The sequence below is a fragment of the Pseudoduganella sp. UC29_106 genome, from assembly GCF_044055365.1.
Classification (GTDB): domain Bacteria; phylum Pseudomonadota; class Gammaproteobacteria; order Burkholderiales; family Burkholderiaceae_D; genus Rugamonas.
Map to the genome: position 1 here is coordinate 2,429,053 of NZ_CP171977.1, position 13,918 is coordinate 2,442,970.

The 13,918-nt window shown below is 65.8% G+C and carries 15 protein-coding genes; 8 read left to right on the plus strand and 7 right to left on the minus strand.

Going from position 1 to position 13,918, the window contains the following annotated elements; all coding sequences use genetic code 11:
• Positions 1–373 precede the first annotated feature (373 nt).
• Positions 374–613 carry a hypothetical protein gene (locus tag ACHMW6_RS12600; protein ID WP_395407421.1) on the plus strand — a complete coding sequence of 80 codons (240 nt, stop codon included), beginning with the start codon at positions 374–376 and terminating at the stop codon, positions 611–613.
• Here ACHMW6_RS12600 and ACHMW6_RS12605 read toward each other — a convergent pair.
• Entirely contained in the window at positions 610–1,638 is a 1,029-nt protein-coding gene (locus tag ACHMW6_RS12605) for an AraC family transcriptional regulator (protein ID WP_395407423.1), read from the minus strand. The genes ACHMW6_RS12600 and ACHMW6_RS12605 overlap by 4 nt on opposite strands.
• A 122-nt stretch (positions 1,639–1,760) precedes the next feature.
• Here ACHMW6_RS12605 and ACHMW6_RS12610 point away from each other — a divergent pair, with 122 nt between their 5' ends.
• Positions 1,761–3,080 (plus strand): spinster family MFS transporter, encoded by a 1,320-nt coding sequence (locus tag ACHMW6_RS12610; RefSeq protein ID WP_395407424.1) that lies wholly within the window; start codon positions 1,761–1,763, stop codon positions 3,078–3,080.
• Between the two features lie 6 nt (positions 3,081–3,086).
• On the opposite strand, the gene ACHMW6_RS12615 is transcribed toward ACHMW6_RS12610, so the two are convergent.
• Together ACHMW6_RS12615 and ACHMW6_RS12620 are read right to left on the minus strand one after the other, a co-directional pair.
• Entirely contained in the window at positions 3,087–3,947 is an 861-nt protein-coding gene (locus tag ACHMW6_RS12615) for an acyl-CoA dehydrogenase family protein (protein ID WP_395407426.1), read from the minus strand.
• Complete coding sequence (locus ACHMW6_RS12620; protein ID WP_395407428.1) at positions 3,883–4,374, minus strand: acyl-CoA dehydrogenase family protein; 492 nt, start codon at positions 4,372–4,374, stop codon at positions 3,883–3,885. The genes ACHMW6_RS12615 and ACHMW6_RS12620 overlap by 65 nt, the downstream gene beginning before the upstream one ends.
• Before the next feature lie 53 nt (positions 4,375–4,427).
• Between ACHMW6_RS12620 and ACHMW6_RS12625 the strand changes: the two genes are divergently transcribed.
• From ACHMW6_RS12625 to ACHMW6_RS12640, 4 genes are read left to right on the plus strand one after another with little or no spacing between them, the layout of a single operon-like run.
• Entirely contained in the window at positions 4,428–4,895 is a 468-nt protein-coding gene (locus ACHMW6_RS12625; protein ID WP_395407430.1) for a Zn-ribbon domain-containing OB-fold protein, read from the plus strand.
• Positions 4,892–6,040 (plus strand): thiolase family protein, encoded by a 1,149-nt coding sequence (locus ACHMW6_RS12630; RefSeq protein WP_395407431.1) that lies wholly within the window; start codon positions 4,892–4,894, stop codon positions 6,038–6,040. Before ACHMW6_RS12625 ends, ACHMW6_RS12630 begins: the two co-directional genes overlap by 4 nt.
• A 6-nt stretch (positions 6,041–6,046) precedes the next feature.
• Positions 6,047–7,192: an acyl-CoA dehydrogenase family protein gene (locus ACHMW6_RS12635; RefSeq protein ID WP_395407432.1), complete on the plus strand. Its 1,146-nt coding sequence runs from the start codon at positions 6,047–6,049 to the stop codon at positions 7,190–7,192.
• Complete coding sequence (locus ACHMW6_RS12640; RefSeq protein WP_395407433.1) at positions 7,170–7,337, plus strand: hypothetical protein; 168 nt, start codon at positions 7,170–7,172, stop codon at positions 7,335–7,337. The genes ACHMW6_RS12635 and ACHMW6_RS12640 overlap by 23 nt, the downstream gene beginning before the upstream one ends.
• A 43-nt stretch (positions 7,338–7,380) precedes the next feature.
• Here the strand turns inward: ACHMW6_RS12640 and ACHMW6_RS12645 are convergent, their stop codons facing one another.
• The 4 genes from ACHMW6_RS12645 to ACHMW6_RS12660 are packed head-to-tail and all read right to left on the minus strand — an operon-like array spanning position 7,381 to position 12,121.
• Positions 7,381–8,181, minus strand: a complete 801-nt coding sequence (locus ACHMW6_RS12645; RefSeq protein ID WP_395407434.1) for an enoyl-CoA hydratase-related protein — start codon at positions 8,179–8,181, stop codon at positions 7,381–7,383.
• Positions 8,182–8,185: 4 nt separating this feature from the next.
• Positions 8,186–9,760 carry a class I adenylate-forming enzyme family protein gene (locus ACHMW6_RS12650; RefSeq protein WP_395407435.1) on the minus strand — a complete coding sequence of 525 codons (1,575 nt, stop codon included), beginning with the start codon at positions 9,758–9,760 and terminating at the stop codon, positions 8,186–8,188.
• Positions 9,761–9,804: 44 nt separating this feature from the next.
• Positions 9,805–10,878, minus strand: a complete 1,074-nt coding sequence (locus ACHMW6_RS12655) for a phosphotransferase family protein (RefSeq protein WP_395407436.1) — start codon at positions 10,876–10,878, stop codon at positions 9,805–9,807.
• Positions 10,871–12,121, minus strand: coding sequence for an acyl-CoA dehydrogenase family protein (locus ACHMW6_RS12660; RefSeq protein WP_395407437.1), 1,251 nt, complete (start codon positions 12,119–12,121; stop codon positions 10,871–10,873). Before ACHMW6_RS12660 ends, ACHMW6_RS12655 begins: the two co-directional genes overlap by 8 nt.
• Positions 12,122–12,330: 209 nt before the next feature.
• Between ACHMW6_RS12660 and ACHMW6_RS12665 the strand changes: the two genes are divergently transcribed.
• Together ACHMW6_RS12665 and ACHMW6_RS12670 are read left to right on the plus strand one after the other, a co-directional pair.
• Positions 12,331–13,116 (plus strand): enoyl-CoA hydratase/isomerase family protein, encoded by a 786-nt coding sequence (locus ACHMW6_RS12665; protein ID WP_395407438.1) that lies wholly within the window; start codon positions 12,331–12,333, stop codon positions 13,114–13,116.
• On the plus strand, positions 13,113–13,910 hold the full coding sequence (locus ACHMW6_RS12670; RefSeq protein ID WP_395407439.1) for a glucose 1-dehydrogenase: 798 nt from the start codon (positions 13,113–13,115) through the stop codon (positions 13,908–13,910). Before ACHMW6_RS12665 ends, ACHMW6_RS12670 begins: the two co-directional genes overlap by 4 nt.
• Positions 13,911–13,918: the final 8 nt, after the last annotated feature.

The window sequence follows — 13,918 nt, forward strand, 5'->3', positions numbered from 1 at the left end:
CTAGAACGCCCTGGCTGTTACTAAAATTGCGATTCAGAACGCGAATCGGCACTAAATGTTTGTGGCCTCTGTGTTCATTGGAGTGGGGCAGCGAGAATTAGTTTCCCTAATAGAGCAAACTCCGACAAAATAGCGACGACCCGCGCGAAGTAGTAAGGGATATCGCGTTTTAGTAAAAACCGAAAAATCAAGTCCCCCTCCCTAAACGCGCAGTGCGAGTGTGGCGTGATGATGGGAGAGCCTGCTGGCGTTTCCGGGGCATCCGTGAAGCACCTTTTTTTTGACCATTTGCCTCGCCACTGGCCAATATTCGGCGCAAGTTTGGCAGTTTTGGGCCTAGGTATCGCGGGTCATGCTTTCTATACTCGATTGCATGAGCAGAGAGAAAATTCGCAGCCTGAAGCGCGACGTCGCAATGCGTGGCGATGGCACAGCCATGCTGACATTGTTGGAACGTTCGATACGCTTCGGCCACCGCAAGCTGGCCTTGCTGCGCTGCCTGCAGGCCGAGCGCATGGGACTTCGCATCGAGGCCGAAGCCCTGCGCTACTGCCAGCAGGTTGCCGACAGCATGTCGCGCGAGGAACTGGAGCGGCTGCTGGGGGGCGCTTAAGGGGCCGTATGGCCACAATCGCCGCCGGATCTGGCCTGCTGCCGGAAGGCCGCGGGACTGGCGCCGGTCCATTTCTTGAAGGCGCGCTGGAAGCCGCTGGCTTCCGAGAAGCCCAGCTCATACGCCACCTCCGCCATGCTCTTGGTGCTGTTGCGGAGACAGCTCACCGCCATATCGCAGCGCAGCTGGTCCTTGATGGCCTGGAAGGACTGGCCTTCGTCTCCCAGCCGCCGCCGCAGTGTGGACGGCGTCAGGTTCAGCTTGCGCGCAAAGGATTCGAAGTCCGGCCACTCGGCGCTGTCCGTGCTGCGCAGTTGGCGCCGTATGCGCGCCGCCAGCCCGCTGCTGTTCTTGTACTTGACGACGATATTGGCGGGCGCTTCGCGCAGGAAGTCCCTCACGCTGCGCTCGTCCTGGATCACCGGCAGGGCAAGGCAGGAGCGGTCGAAGGCGAGGGTGGTGCTCTCCTGGCCGAAGCGCAGCTGCTCCGAATACATGCGCGGATATTCTGCGCTGCGCGACGGCTCCGGATAGGAGAACGTGGCAGCCAGCACCGGTATGCGCCGCCCCACCAGCCAGCAGGCCAGTCCATGCTGCATCATCAGCAGCGTCTCGTAGCCCAGGATGGGCGGCGCCGCCGCGCTGCGGCCGTTGCGTATCGCGAGCCGCACTTGGCGTTCGTCGCCTTCCAGGCTGCAGAGGAAATCGTCCAGCAAGAGGTTGAAGAAGCGTACCATGCGCTGCAAGGCCTGCTCCAGCGTAGCGCAGGACACCAGGCTTTGCGCCAGCATCGCAAAACTGCCAACCTTCATGCGGCGCGAATCCTGGCCGAACAATTCGTCGTCCAGCACACGGGCAACGGCCAGCCACAGGGCGCTGAATTGCTGCGGGCTGACCCGGTCCTGTTGCAGCAGCGCCGGCGGCAGGCCAGCGTCGCGCAACAGGGTACCGGCATTGAGGCCGCGCGCCAGCACCGGTTCCAGCGCGGAGTGGACGAAATAAAGGGAAACGCTGCCGTCTTCCATGGTTGCCTATCCTGTTCAGCAATGTACTCGACGGTTAACATATTACTCCGGATTTGCGGATTGACAACCGACTAGTCGGTCGAATAAACTGAAGCAAAGCCACCAACAGACTGGAGCGGTTCATGGATGTCGATCATTCGGGTAACGCAGTAGGGCAGCGGCGCTATATCCTGTTCCTGCTGTTTCTGGTTTCGGTGCTGAGCTATATCGACCGCACCATCCTCTCCATCCTGCAGGTGCCGATCAAGGCCGACCTTGGCCTGTCCGACGCGCAGCTTGGGGCGCTGACCGGCCTGTCGTTTGCGCTGTTCTACGCCACGCTGGCATTGCCGATCGCGCGCCTGGCCGACCGCACGGTGCGCAAGCGCCTGGTGGCCGGCTCGCTCGCAATCTGGAGCGGCATGACGGCGCTCACGGGGCTGGCGACAAACTTCGCGGGGCTGGTGTTCTTCCGCATCGGCGTCGCGGTGGGAGAGGCCGGCAGCATCCCGGCCACCCACTCGATGATTGCCGATATCTATCCGCCCAAATCGCGCGCCACGGCGCTGGCGTTCTGGGGCTTGTCGCTGCCGGCCGGGCTGATGCTCGGTTATTCGGCGTCCGGCGCGCTGGAGCAGGCTGTCGGATGGCGATGGGCTTTCTTCATCATCGGACTGGCCGGCCTGATACTGGCGCCGATCGTGTGGCTGACGATGCGCGAACCCGTGCGTGGCCGCTACGACCCGTCCCCGGCGCTAAACGAGGCGCCGCCGACGATGGCGGCCGCGGTGCGCCACCTGTGGGGCATACGCACCTTCCGCTACCTGACGGCGGCCGGCGCCCTGCATGCCTTTGCCTGGTATTCGGTCAATGCCTGGAGCGCCCCCTTCTATGTGCGGGTGCACGGCATGACGCTGGGCCAGGCTTCGTACTACCTGGCGGTGCTGAATGGCGTGGGCAGCGCGCTGGGCATGTACCTGGGCGGGCGGCTGGCGGACTATTACGGCAGCCGCGATGCGCGCGCGCGGCCGCGCGTGGTGGCGGTGGCGCTGGCTGTGATGGTGCCCTGCGCGCTGCTGCAGTACCTGGCCGATTCCTCGGCGCTGTCGATCGCGATGGGCGCCGTCTCGCTGACGATGATGCTGGTGTACTACGGGCCCATTATCGCTATTGCGCAGATGCTGGTGCCGGCCAATATGCGCGCTTTTACCTCGGCCGTGCTGATGCTGGTACTGAACCTGTTCGGACTTGGACTTGGCCCGCTGGTGACGGGCTACCTGAGCGATATGCTGGTGAGCCACTATGGCCTGGCGGCCGACTCGCTGCGCTACGCGATCAGTTTTTCCGTGCTGTTCTCGGGAGCGGCGGCCTGGCTGTTCTGGCGCGCCGGCGCCTCGCTGCCGGGGGAAATGCTGCAGGAGAGCGGCCGCGCTGCGCCGGCCGCCATCCGCGCGCAGGCCTAAGCCCGTTTATCGCAAGCCCAGGACCTGGCCCGCAATGATGCCGCGCTGGATTTCGTTGGAGCCGCCATAGATCGACGCGGCGCGCGAATTCAGATAGCGCGGCATGCAGGTGGCGTCGAATTCGTCGGTGCCGCCGTCGCCATCGGGTGCGGCGCCACCCAGTGCACGGTAGCCGGGGATTTCCATGGCTGCCTGAGCGACATCCTGTTCCAGGTCGGTCGATACCAGCTTGAGCACCGATGATTCCTTGCCCGGTGGCTGTCCGGCCGCCATCGACGACATCACCCGCAATTCCGTCATTTCCAGCGCTTCCAGCCGGATCTCCAGCCGCGCCAGCCGGTGGCGCACGGCGCTCGACGGTGCGGCGCCGCAGCGCTCTTTCAGGTGCTCCAGCTCGCGCCGGATCATGCCCGATGCGGAAGCGCCGCCGCGCTCCAGTTGCAGCAGGAACTTGGCGTACTCCCAGCCCTTGCCCTCCACGCCGACCAGGTTTTCAAGCGGCACTTTTACGTCATCGAAGAACACCTGGTTCACTTCATGGTCGCCGCCGATGGTGACGATCGGATCGACCCGGATGCCGGGCGATTTCATGTCGATCAGCAGGAAGCTGATGCCCGCCTGCGCCCTGGCGCCGGGATCGGTGCGCACGATGCAGAAGATCCAGTCGGCCCAGTGCGCGTGCGTCGTCCAGATCTTGCTGCCGTTGACGAGATAGACCCCATCGCGCTTCTCGGCCCGGCACTGCAGGGAAGCGAGGTCGGAGCCGGCCCCGGGCTCGGAGAAACCCTGCGCCCAGTAATGCTCACCGCTGAGGATACGCGGCAGGAAAGTCTGCTGCTGCCACGCGTTGCCAAAGGTGAAAATCACCGGCACCCACATAGCGCAATCCCATCGGGATCAAGCGCGGCGCGTCGGCCAGTGCGCATTCGCGCTCGAAAATGAAACGCTGTATCGGCGACCAGCCGGTGCCGCCGAAAGCCGCCGGCCAGTTGTAGGCCAGCCAGCCCTGGTCGTTGAGGATGCCTTGCCATTTCAGCGCCACATCGCGCGAGACGAAGGTGGCGCCGTTGCGGCGCGTGGCCTGGCGTACGTCGGGCGGCAGTTTGGCGGCAAGGAAGGCGCGCACCTGCTCGCGGAAGAGCAGGTCGTCGGCGCTGAACGCGAAGTCGATGGACATGGTGCGATCCCGGTAGTTGTGGGTGGATTGACGATAGCAGAGCGGCTTGGCTATTGTCAACCGACTGGACGGTCGATAAATTTGCCCAAACCGGTTGACTTTGACTTTGAGCTCCACTACGATCAATTTATCGACCGTCCAGTCGGTCGCATAATCGAGAAGGAGGTGTGATGAGCCGTACCCCGCAACAGATACCGATTGCCGACGGACTGTTCACCTGGCCATCGGCCGCGCCGCAACTGATCGGCGGCCAGTGCCGCCAGTGCGCCGCAGTGAGTTTCCCGCTGAAGTCTTCCTGCCCCAAATGCTGCGGCCAGGAGGTCGAACGCCTTGAGCTGGCGCGGCGCGGAACGCTGTGGACCTGGACCGTGCAAGCCTTCGCACCCAAGTCGCCGCCTTATGCCAGCGGCGAAGCACCGGGAGAATTCGCGCCGTTCGGCATCGGCTACGTTGAGCTGCCCGGCCAGGTGCGCGTGGAGGCGCGGCTGACCGAGAGCGACCCGGAGCGCCTGCACATCGGCATGCCGATGGAACTGGCCATTGTGCCGCTGCGGCGCGAGGCCAACGGGGACGAGATCATGACATTCGCCTTCCGTCCACTGGACGGTGCGGCGGCAAGCCATCAGGAGGAAGCATGACCGAAGTCGCCATCATCGGCATTGGGATTCATCCATTCGGCCGCACGCCGGGAGTGACGGGCGCCGAGCAGGGCGTGGTCGCTGTGCGGCGCGCGCTGGAGGATGCGGGGCTGTCCTGGCGCGATATCCAGTTCGCCTACGGCGGCAGCCTGGACGCCGGCAATGCGGACACCATGATCGACAAGCTGGGCCTGACCGGCATCCCGTTTACCAATGTGGCCAACGGCTGCGCCACCGGCGCCAGTTCCTTCATCGCCGCCACCAATGCCATCAAGGCCGGCGAGTACGACGTGGGCGTGGTGGTCGGCTTCGACAGCCACCAGCGCGGCTCCTTCAAGCTCGATCCGGCGGCCTGGGGCCTGGGCAGCTGGTACGGCGAAAGCGGGCTGGCGATGACCACCCAGTATTTCGCCATGAAGATCCGCCGCTACATGCACGAATACGGCATCACGGACGATGCGCTGGTGCGCGTCGCGCTCAAGGCTTTCCGCGGCGGCGCGCTCAATCCGAACGCCTGGCGGCGCGAGGAGCTCAGTTACGAGGAAGTGGCCGGCTCGCAGATGCTTAACACGCCGCTGCGCAAATTCATGTTCTGCTCCCCTTCGGAAGGTGCGGCCGCGATGGTGGTCTGCAATGCCGCCAAGGTGCGCCAGCTGACCACGCGCAAGCCGATCTTTGTGGCCGCCAGCGTGCTGCGTTCGCGCCGCTACGGTTCCTTCGAAGTGCTCAGCCCCTGTCACCCGATCGAGGATGCCGACAGCCCGACGGTGGAGGCATCGAAGGCTGCCTATGCCGCCGCCGGCCTGGGGCCGCGCGACGTGGACATCGCCCAGTTGCAGGATACCGAATCCGGTGCGGAAATCATCCACATGGCGGAAAACCAGTTCTGCGCGCACGGTGAGCAGGAGCAATGGCTGCGCGAGGGCCGCACCGAGATCGGCGGCAGCCTGCCGGTCAATACCGATGGCGGCTGCCTGGCGAACGGCGAACCGGTGGGCGCTTCCGGCCTGCGCCAGGTGTACGAGATTTGCGCCCAGCTTCGCGGCGAGGCAGGGACGCGCCAGGTACCGGGCAAGCCGCAGGTCGGCTATTGCCAGGTCTATGGCGCGCCCGGCATCGGCGCGGTCCAGATACTGAAACTGTGAGGCGCCATGGACTTCGCACTAAATGAAGAGCAGCGCATGATTGGCGATGCGCTGGCGCGCTTCGTCCAGCAGCACTACGACTTCCCGTCGCGCCAGCGCCTGCTGCGCACCGAAGCGGGCTACTCGCACGCGCACTGGCAGCTGTTTGCGGAGATGGGCTTGCTGGCGCTGCCGCTGGACGAGGAATATGGCGGCGTGAACGCCGATTTCAGCTACACGGCGCTGCTGATGGAAGCGATCGGCAAGGGCCTCGTTGTGGAACCCTACCTGGCCAGCGTGGTGCTGGGCGGCGGCGTGCTGCGCCGCGCGGCCGGCACGCCGCAGCATGCGGCGCTGCTGCAGCAGCTGGCGGCCGGCGACGTACTGCTTGCTTTTGCTCACGACGAGCCGGATGCCGTAACGCCTGGCAGGCCGGCCACCCGCGCGCGCCGCAAAGGCGACGGTTATTTGCTCAGCGGGGTCAAGCAGCTGGTCCTGCATGGCGGCGTCGCCGACCACTTCATCGTGTCGGCGAGCGATGCTGCCAGCGGCGCCCTGCTGCTGTTCCTGGTCGATGCAGCCCAGGGCGGCGTCGATATGCGGCGCTATCGCACGGTGGACGGCTTGCCCGCCTGTGATCTTCAGCTGCGCGACGTGATGCTGGGCGCCGGCCAATTGCTGGCACAGGGTGACAGCGCCGCCGCCATCCTCGCTGAAGTGCTGACGGAAGCGCTGGCCGCCTTGTGCTGCGAAGCCAGCGGCTGCGTCCAGGCGCTGCTGGACACCACGCTGGACTACGTGCGCCAGCGGCAGCAGTTCGGCCGCGCGATCGCCGGCTTCCAGGTGATCCAGCACCGGATGGCCGACTTCTATGTCGAAGTCGAGCAAATCAGGAGCATGGCGCTGCTGGCTTCGCGCAGCATTGCCGCCGCCTCGCCGCAGCGCCACCGCAGCGTGGCAGCCGCCAAAGCCTATATCGGCGAAGCGGGCGTGCGTGTCGGCCATATGGCAATCCAGCTGCACGGGGCGATGGGCATGACGGAAGAACTTGCGGTGGGCGCTTACCACAAGCGCCTGTTGATGATCCAGGCGCTGTTTGGCGATGGCGGCGCACAGGTTGAACGCTACATCGCACTGGAGCAGGGAGAGCATGATGACGCAACAACCGAGTAAAGAACTGGTGCGGGAATGGCTGCAAAGGCGCCGTGCCGAGTCGTCGCCGCCGCCGTCGATCGAGCAGGTGCGGCGCGAATTGGGCTGGAAGCTGGAGCAGGGCGTGCAGCGCTGCCTGGCCGCGGTTCCGCAAGTGTCCCGTTGAAGTACGCGGGCGCGGCTTGGGGCCGCGCCTCGCTGCCTACCCTTTATCCCCGGTGAAATTCCGGCTCGCGCTTGTCGAAGAAGGCGCGCACGCCTTCGCCAAATTCCGGACGATCCAGCAGTTCGCGCTGCCGCTGCGCTTCGTAAGCCAGCTGCGCGGCCAGGCCGTTGCCGTCGGCCGCAGCCAGCGCCCGCCGCGCTTCAATCGCAGCATGGGCGGGAGCGCGCGCCAGCCGCTGCGCCACGTTGAATGCTTCCGGCAGCAGCAGCGCGTCGTCGACGCAAGCCCAGATCAGCCCCCAGTCGCAAGCCTGCTGCGCCGGCAGCCGGTCGCCCAGCAGCATCATGCCCAGCGTGCGCGCGCGCCCGGCAAGCCGCGGCAGGAACCAGCTGGCGCCCAGGTCGGGCAGGATGCCCAGCCGGGGCAGGAAGGGAGCAAGGAAGAATGCGGATCTTGCCGCGATCACGATGTCGGCCGCGAGCGCGATGCTCATGCCGGCGCCCGCGGCGGCGCCATTCACGGCGCACACGACGGGGCGGGGGAAGTCCTGCAGGGCCAGGATCAAGGGATTGGCGACTTGCTCCATCATGTCCGCCCCGCGCTGGCCGATCGTCATGCCGTCCTGGTCCCGGTCCATGCCGGCCAGGTTGGCGCCGGCGCAGAAGGCGGGGCCGGCGCCGGTCAGCAGCAGGGCGCGCACGTCGCGGCGCCCGGCCAGTTGCGCAAGCGTATCCAGCATCTCCAGCTGCATGGCCAGCGACAGGCCATTGCGGCTGGCCGGATCGTCCAGCGTGAGGGTGGCGATGCCTGCGTCAACCTGCAGGCGTATCAGGGGCGCGCCCATGGCGTCAGCCCAGCCGGCGCAAGGCGAGGTCGCGCAGGTCGGCCTTTTTGACCTTGAGCGAAGCGGTGCGCGGCAGTTCGTCGAACACCAGCAGCACTTCCGGACGCAGGTATTGCGCCAGCCCTTGCCGCGTCAGAGCCGCATTGACGGATTCCAGCGTGGGCGGGGCGCCGTCCACCACCACGCAGGCGCAAATGCGCTCGCCCAGGCGAGGGTCCGGCAATCCAATGACGGCGGCATCGCGCACGCTGGCCTGCCGGCGCAGCGCTTCCTCGATCTCGGACGGTACGATGGTCACGCCGCCGCGCCGGATCACATCCTTTGCGCGCGAGCCGAAGGTGAAATAGCCCTGTTCATCGACGCGGCCCAGATCGCCCGTGCGGAAATACCCTTCGCCATCAATCGCTTCGTCGCTCAGCTCCGGTGCGGCGAAGTAGCCAAGGCAGCGGCTGGGGCCGCGCACCAGTACATTGCCGGTTTCGCCGGGTGGCAGCGTCTCGCCGCAGTCGTCGACGATCCGCACCTCGGCGCCGGTAATGGCACGGCCGTCGGTGCTGTCGCGTCCATCGGCATCGCCATCCACCGTGCAGGTGGTCTGGCCGGGCGATTCGGACATGCCGAACATCGGCAGCGGCTGAGCACACAGATGGGCAGCAGCGGTGCTGCGCTGTTCGGGCGTGATGCCGGCCAGGATGGCGCGCCGCAGGCTGCTGCAATCGGTGAGCGGCAGGCGAGGGGAGGACAGCAGGTCGATCACGTGGGTCGGCATGAACAGGCTGTAGCTGGCGCGGTGCCGCTCGATCAGGTCCAGCGCATGCTCGGCGCTCCAGCGGCCGACGATCACGCCGGTGGCGCCGCTCGCGAGCGTCAGCAACAGGCCAAGCACGGCGCTGCCGACAAAGCCGAACTGGCAGGCCACCAGCACCTTGTCCTCACTGTTGACAGCGTGCTGCCTGGCGACCTGCTCGGCCGCGTAGCGGATGGTGTTGGCGGAATGGATCACGCCCTTGGGCGCCCCCGTGGTGCCGGACGAATACAGCAGCATGGCCACTGCGTCGGGCGCGCGGGGCGCAGGCTCGGGCACGGCGGCGACGTCCTCCAGCAGCGCCTTCCAGCTCACGCTGCCGCTGCGCGGCTGCATGGTGACCAGGCAGGGCAGGCCGCTGGCGGCAGCCGCCCCGGCAGCCTGCTCCAGCGCTTCGCCCTCAGCGCAGCTGAACAGCACGCGGGCGCCGGCGTTGGCGATGATCGCGCCCAGCTGGACAGCCGAAAACATGGGCGGCACCGGAATGGCAACCAGCCCCTGGCGCCAGCATCCCAGCATCGCGGTGACGGATTCGATGGCGTTGCGGCCGTGGATGATCACCGCTTCGCCGGGCGCCATGCGGCGCGCGCTCATGGCGCCGGCGAAGCGGCCGGCGTCGCGCAGCAGCTCTTCATAACTGATGGTGCGTTCGCCGTCGATGAAGGCAGTGGCGCCGGCGCGCGCATGCGCCACGCGGGCCAGCGTGTCCCACAGGGTCTCGTGGCGCCAGTAGCCGTCGCGGTAATAACCGGCCTTGCGCAGTTCTTCGCTCATCGTGTCTCCTTGCGTGATTAGTATGAACCGGACGGCTGCCTTTGTCAGGCCGGCTTGCCGCCGCTGAGCTGTTCCACCAGGCGCCAGGCCAGTTCGGCGATCGGGCGCGCTTTCCTGCCCACTTCAATGCCGTCCGCGCTGGATGCATTGCCCTCCAGGGCGCGCTTGCCCACGCCTTGCGAAATGGCGGCGATGCGGAACAGATTGTAGGCGATATAGTAATTCCAGGCGGCCGGATCGAGCGGCGGCCGGCCGGTGCGTTCGCAATAGGCTTGCACGAATTCGCTCTCGGTGGGGATGCCGAGCGCCTTGTGATCCAGGCCGGCGATACTGGGGAAGACGGTCACCGGCATGTGCCAGGCCACGGCCAGGTAGGCAAAATCGGCCAGCGGATGCCCCAGCGTCGAGAGTTCCCAATCGAGGACCGCAATGATGCGCGGTTCGGTCGGATGGAAGATCACATTATCGAGCCGGAAGTCGCCATGCACGATGCTCGTCTCGTCGCCGGGCGGGATATTGTGCGGCAGCCAGTCGATCAGCTTGTCCATCGCTTCGATGGTTTCCGTTTCGGAGGCGCGGTACTGCGTCGACCAGCGCCGGATCTGGCGCGCCAAATAGTCGCCGGTCTTGCCGTAGCCTTCCAGCCCGGCGGCGCGGAAATCGATGCCGTGCAGCTGGGCCATCACCCGGTTCAGTTCATCCCAGATTTCGTGGCGTTCGGCGGGCGACATGCCGGGCAGCGACTGGTCCCAGTAGCCGCGGCCCTCGACGAAGTCCATCAGGTAGAACTCGGTGCCGATGATGCTGGCGTCCTCGCAGTACAGCACCGGCCTGGCGACCGGGAAGCCGGCCGGCCCCAGTGCGCTGATCACGCGGTATTCGCGGTCGATTGCGTGCGCCGAGGGCAGCAGGGTGCCGCCGGGTTTCTTGCGCAGCGCGTAGCGGCGGCCGTCGGCGCTGGAGACCTTGAAGGTGGGGTTGGACTGGCCGACCGGGAATTGCTCGACCAGCAGCGGCCCGCGCAGGCCGGGAATGCGGCCGGCCAGGTACTGCGCCAGGCGCTCCACGTCGAACGGTTCGCGCTTGCGCGGCGGGGCGGTCATCGTCGCGTCATCCATGGGCTTTCTCCGCTGACGGCGCGCGGCGCGCATGCTTGGCCAGTTCCAGCTTGGCGATCGTGTTGCGGTGGACTTCGTCCGGGCCATCCATGATGCGCACGGCGCGCTGGTGGGCATACATATAGGCCAGCGGGAAGTCGGCCGAGATGCCGGCGCCGCCGTGCGCCTGGATCGCCCAGTCGATCACCTGGCAAGCCATATTCGGCGCCACGACCTTGATCATTGCAATTTCGGCGCGCGCCGCCTTGTTGCCGACGGTGTCCATCATGTGGGCCGCGTTGAGGGTAAGCAGGCGGGCCTGGTCGATCATGCAGCGCGCCTGGGCGATGCGTTCATGCCACACCGACTGCTCGGAAAGGCGCTGGCCGAAAGCCACCCGTTCCTGCAGACGCCGGCACATGTATTCCAGCGCCACTTCGGCCGCGCCGATGGTGCGCATGCAATGGTGGATGCGGCCGGGGCCAAGACGCGCCTGGGCGATTTCGAAACCGCGTCCTTCGCCCAGCAGGATATTGCCGACCGGGACGCGCACATCCTTGAAGATGATTTCCATATGGCCGTGCGGCGCGTCGTCGTAGCCGAACACCGGGATGCTGCGCACCATTTCCAGGCCGGGCGTATTGATCGGCACCACCACCATCGATTGCTGCGCATGGCGCGCGGCGGCGGGGTCGGTCTTGCCCATCACGATCAGGAAGGCGCAGCGCGGATCGGCCGCGCCGGAGGTAAACCATTTGCGGCCATTGATCACGTATTCGCCGCCCTGGCGCTCGATGCGCGTCTCGATATTGGCAGCATCGGAGGAGGCGACGGCGGGCTCGGTCATGGCGAAGGCCGAGCGCAGTTCGCCGCGCAGCAGCGGGTCGAGCCAGCGCTGCTTGATCTCTTCCGAGCCATAGCGCTCCAGGATTTCCATATTGCCGGTGTCCGGCGCCGAGCAGTTGAACACTTCGCCGGACCACAGCACGCGGCCCATGATTTCGCACAGGGGCGCGTAATCCAGGTTGCTCAGGCCTTCGGGCACGCGTTCGGAGTGTGGCAGGAACATATTCCACAGGCCCGCGTCGCGCGCCCTGGGCTTGAGCTCTTCCAGCACGCTGACGGGCTGCCACGGCGTGCCCGCTTCGCGGTTGCGCTGCACCTCGGCCTTGAAGCGCTGATCGTTCGGATAAATGTGCTCATCCATGAAGGCCAGCAGTCGAGCCTTGTATTGCTCAGCCTTTGGCGTGAAATTGAAACTCATATCCTGTCCTTTCCGTTGGGTCGCAGTGATGGCGTATGGCTAGAACTTATCACCGCCTTTCCGGATTTGTCAACCGACTGGACGGTCGAATGCATTATAATTTTTTTAAAGCGCACAACGGTTGACAGTACCTCGACTGTGCATTAATCTTGATTCAACCGACCGGGCGGTCGGGAGATTTAGCACTCTACAATTTCTATGGAGGTTCCATGTCCGACGTCATTCAGTATGAAGTGAAAAACCGTGTTGCCACCATCTGGCTCAATCGTCCGCACAAGCGCAATTGCGTCAGCCCTGCTGTGCTGGAGCAGATCGGCATCGCGATCGACCGCGCCGAGAAGGATAATGATGTGCTGGCGGTCGTGGTGCGTGGCCGCGGCAACACCTTCTGCTCGGGCGCCGATCTGGGCGAACTGGTGGGCCCGCGCCTTGCCACTACCAACGATTCGATCAATCTTGCCATGGTTTCGGCCCAGACCTATGACCGTTTCTACTCCTGCAGCAAGCCGACCATCGCCGCTGTCGAAGGCTATGCGGTCGCGGGCGGCTTCGAACTGATGATTTCCTGCGACTTCGCCCTGGCCACCACTACCGCGCGCATCGGCGATTTCCACATCCGCCGCGCCCTGTTCGGCGGCGCCGGCCCGATCTACCGCCTGCCACGCTATATCGGCATCCGCCGCTCCAAGGAGCTGATGTTGACCGGTAAGCTGCTGACCGGCGAACAGGCCGCGGACTGGGGCCTGGTCAACGACGTCAGCGCGCCGGAAGACTTCGACAAGCTGATCGAGGATTTCGTGGCGCCGCTGATCGACAAGAGCCCGTTCTGCATGAAGATCACCAAGATGTCGGTCAACCGTGGCCTGGATGCCGATACCCAGAGCCTGATCACGCTCGAAACGCTGGCCTGCAATGTGGTGCACCAGTCGGCCGATGCGAAAGAGGGCGTGGAAGCCTTCCTCGGCAAGCGCGAACCGCAATGGACCGGCCGTTGAACGCGCCTGCCGAAGCCCAGGGCGTGCGCAGCCTGTTCGACCTGCGCGGGCGCACCGCCCTGATCATCGGCGGCCATGGCGAAATCGCCACGGCGATGGCGTCGGCCATCGCCGAACTGGGAGGCAATGTGGTGCTGGCCGCGCGCAAGGTGGAGCAGTGCGCGGCGCTTGCCGCGAAGCTGGTCGACACTTACGGCGCCGCCACCCTCGCTTGCGCCTGCGACATCGCCAGCGAGGAGCAGGTAAAGGCAACCGTGGCGGCCACGGTCGAACGCTTCGGCGCCATCGACATCCTGGTCAACAACGCCGGCGCATCGTGGAGCGGACCGCCGCAGGATATTCCGCTGTCCGGCTGGGATAAGGTGGTCAACGTCAACCTGACCGGCACCTTTATCGCCTGCCGCGAGGCGGCGCGCCATATGCTGGCGCAGGGCCGGGGCGCTATCATTAATATCGCCTCGATCGGCGGCATGATGTCGTTCACGCCGGAGCTGGGCCAGGTGGTGCCCTACACGACCACCAAGGCCGCCGTGCTGCACCTGACGCGCGACCTGGCGGCGCAGTGGGCGGCGCAGGGCGTGCGGGTGAATGCCATTGCACCCGGCTCTTTCGAGTCCGGCCTGCTGCTGGGCATAGCCGAGGACCAGCGCAATGCCCTGCGCAGCCGTGTTCCCATGGGCCGCCTGGGCGCGCCGCAAGACCTGGCGGGGGCGGTGGCTTACCTGGCCAGCGACGCTTCACGCTACGTCACCGGCCAGACGCTGGTGGTCGACGGCGGCGCTATCCTGGTTTAAGACTCATG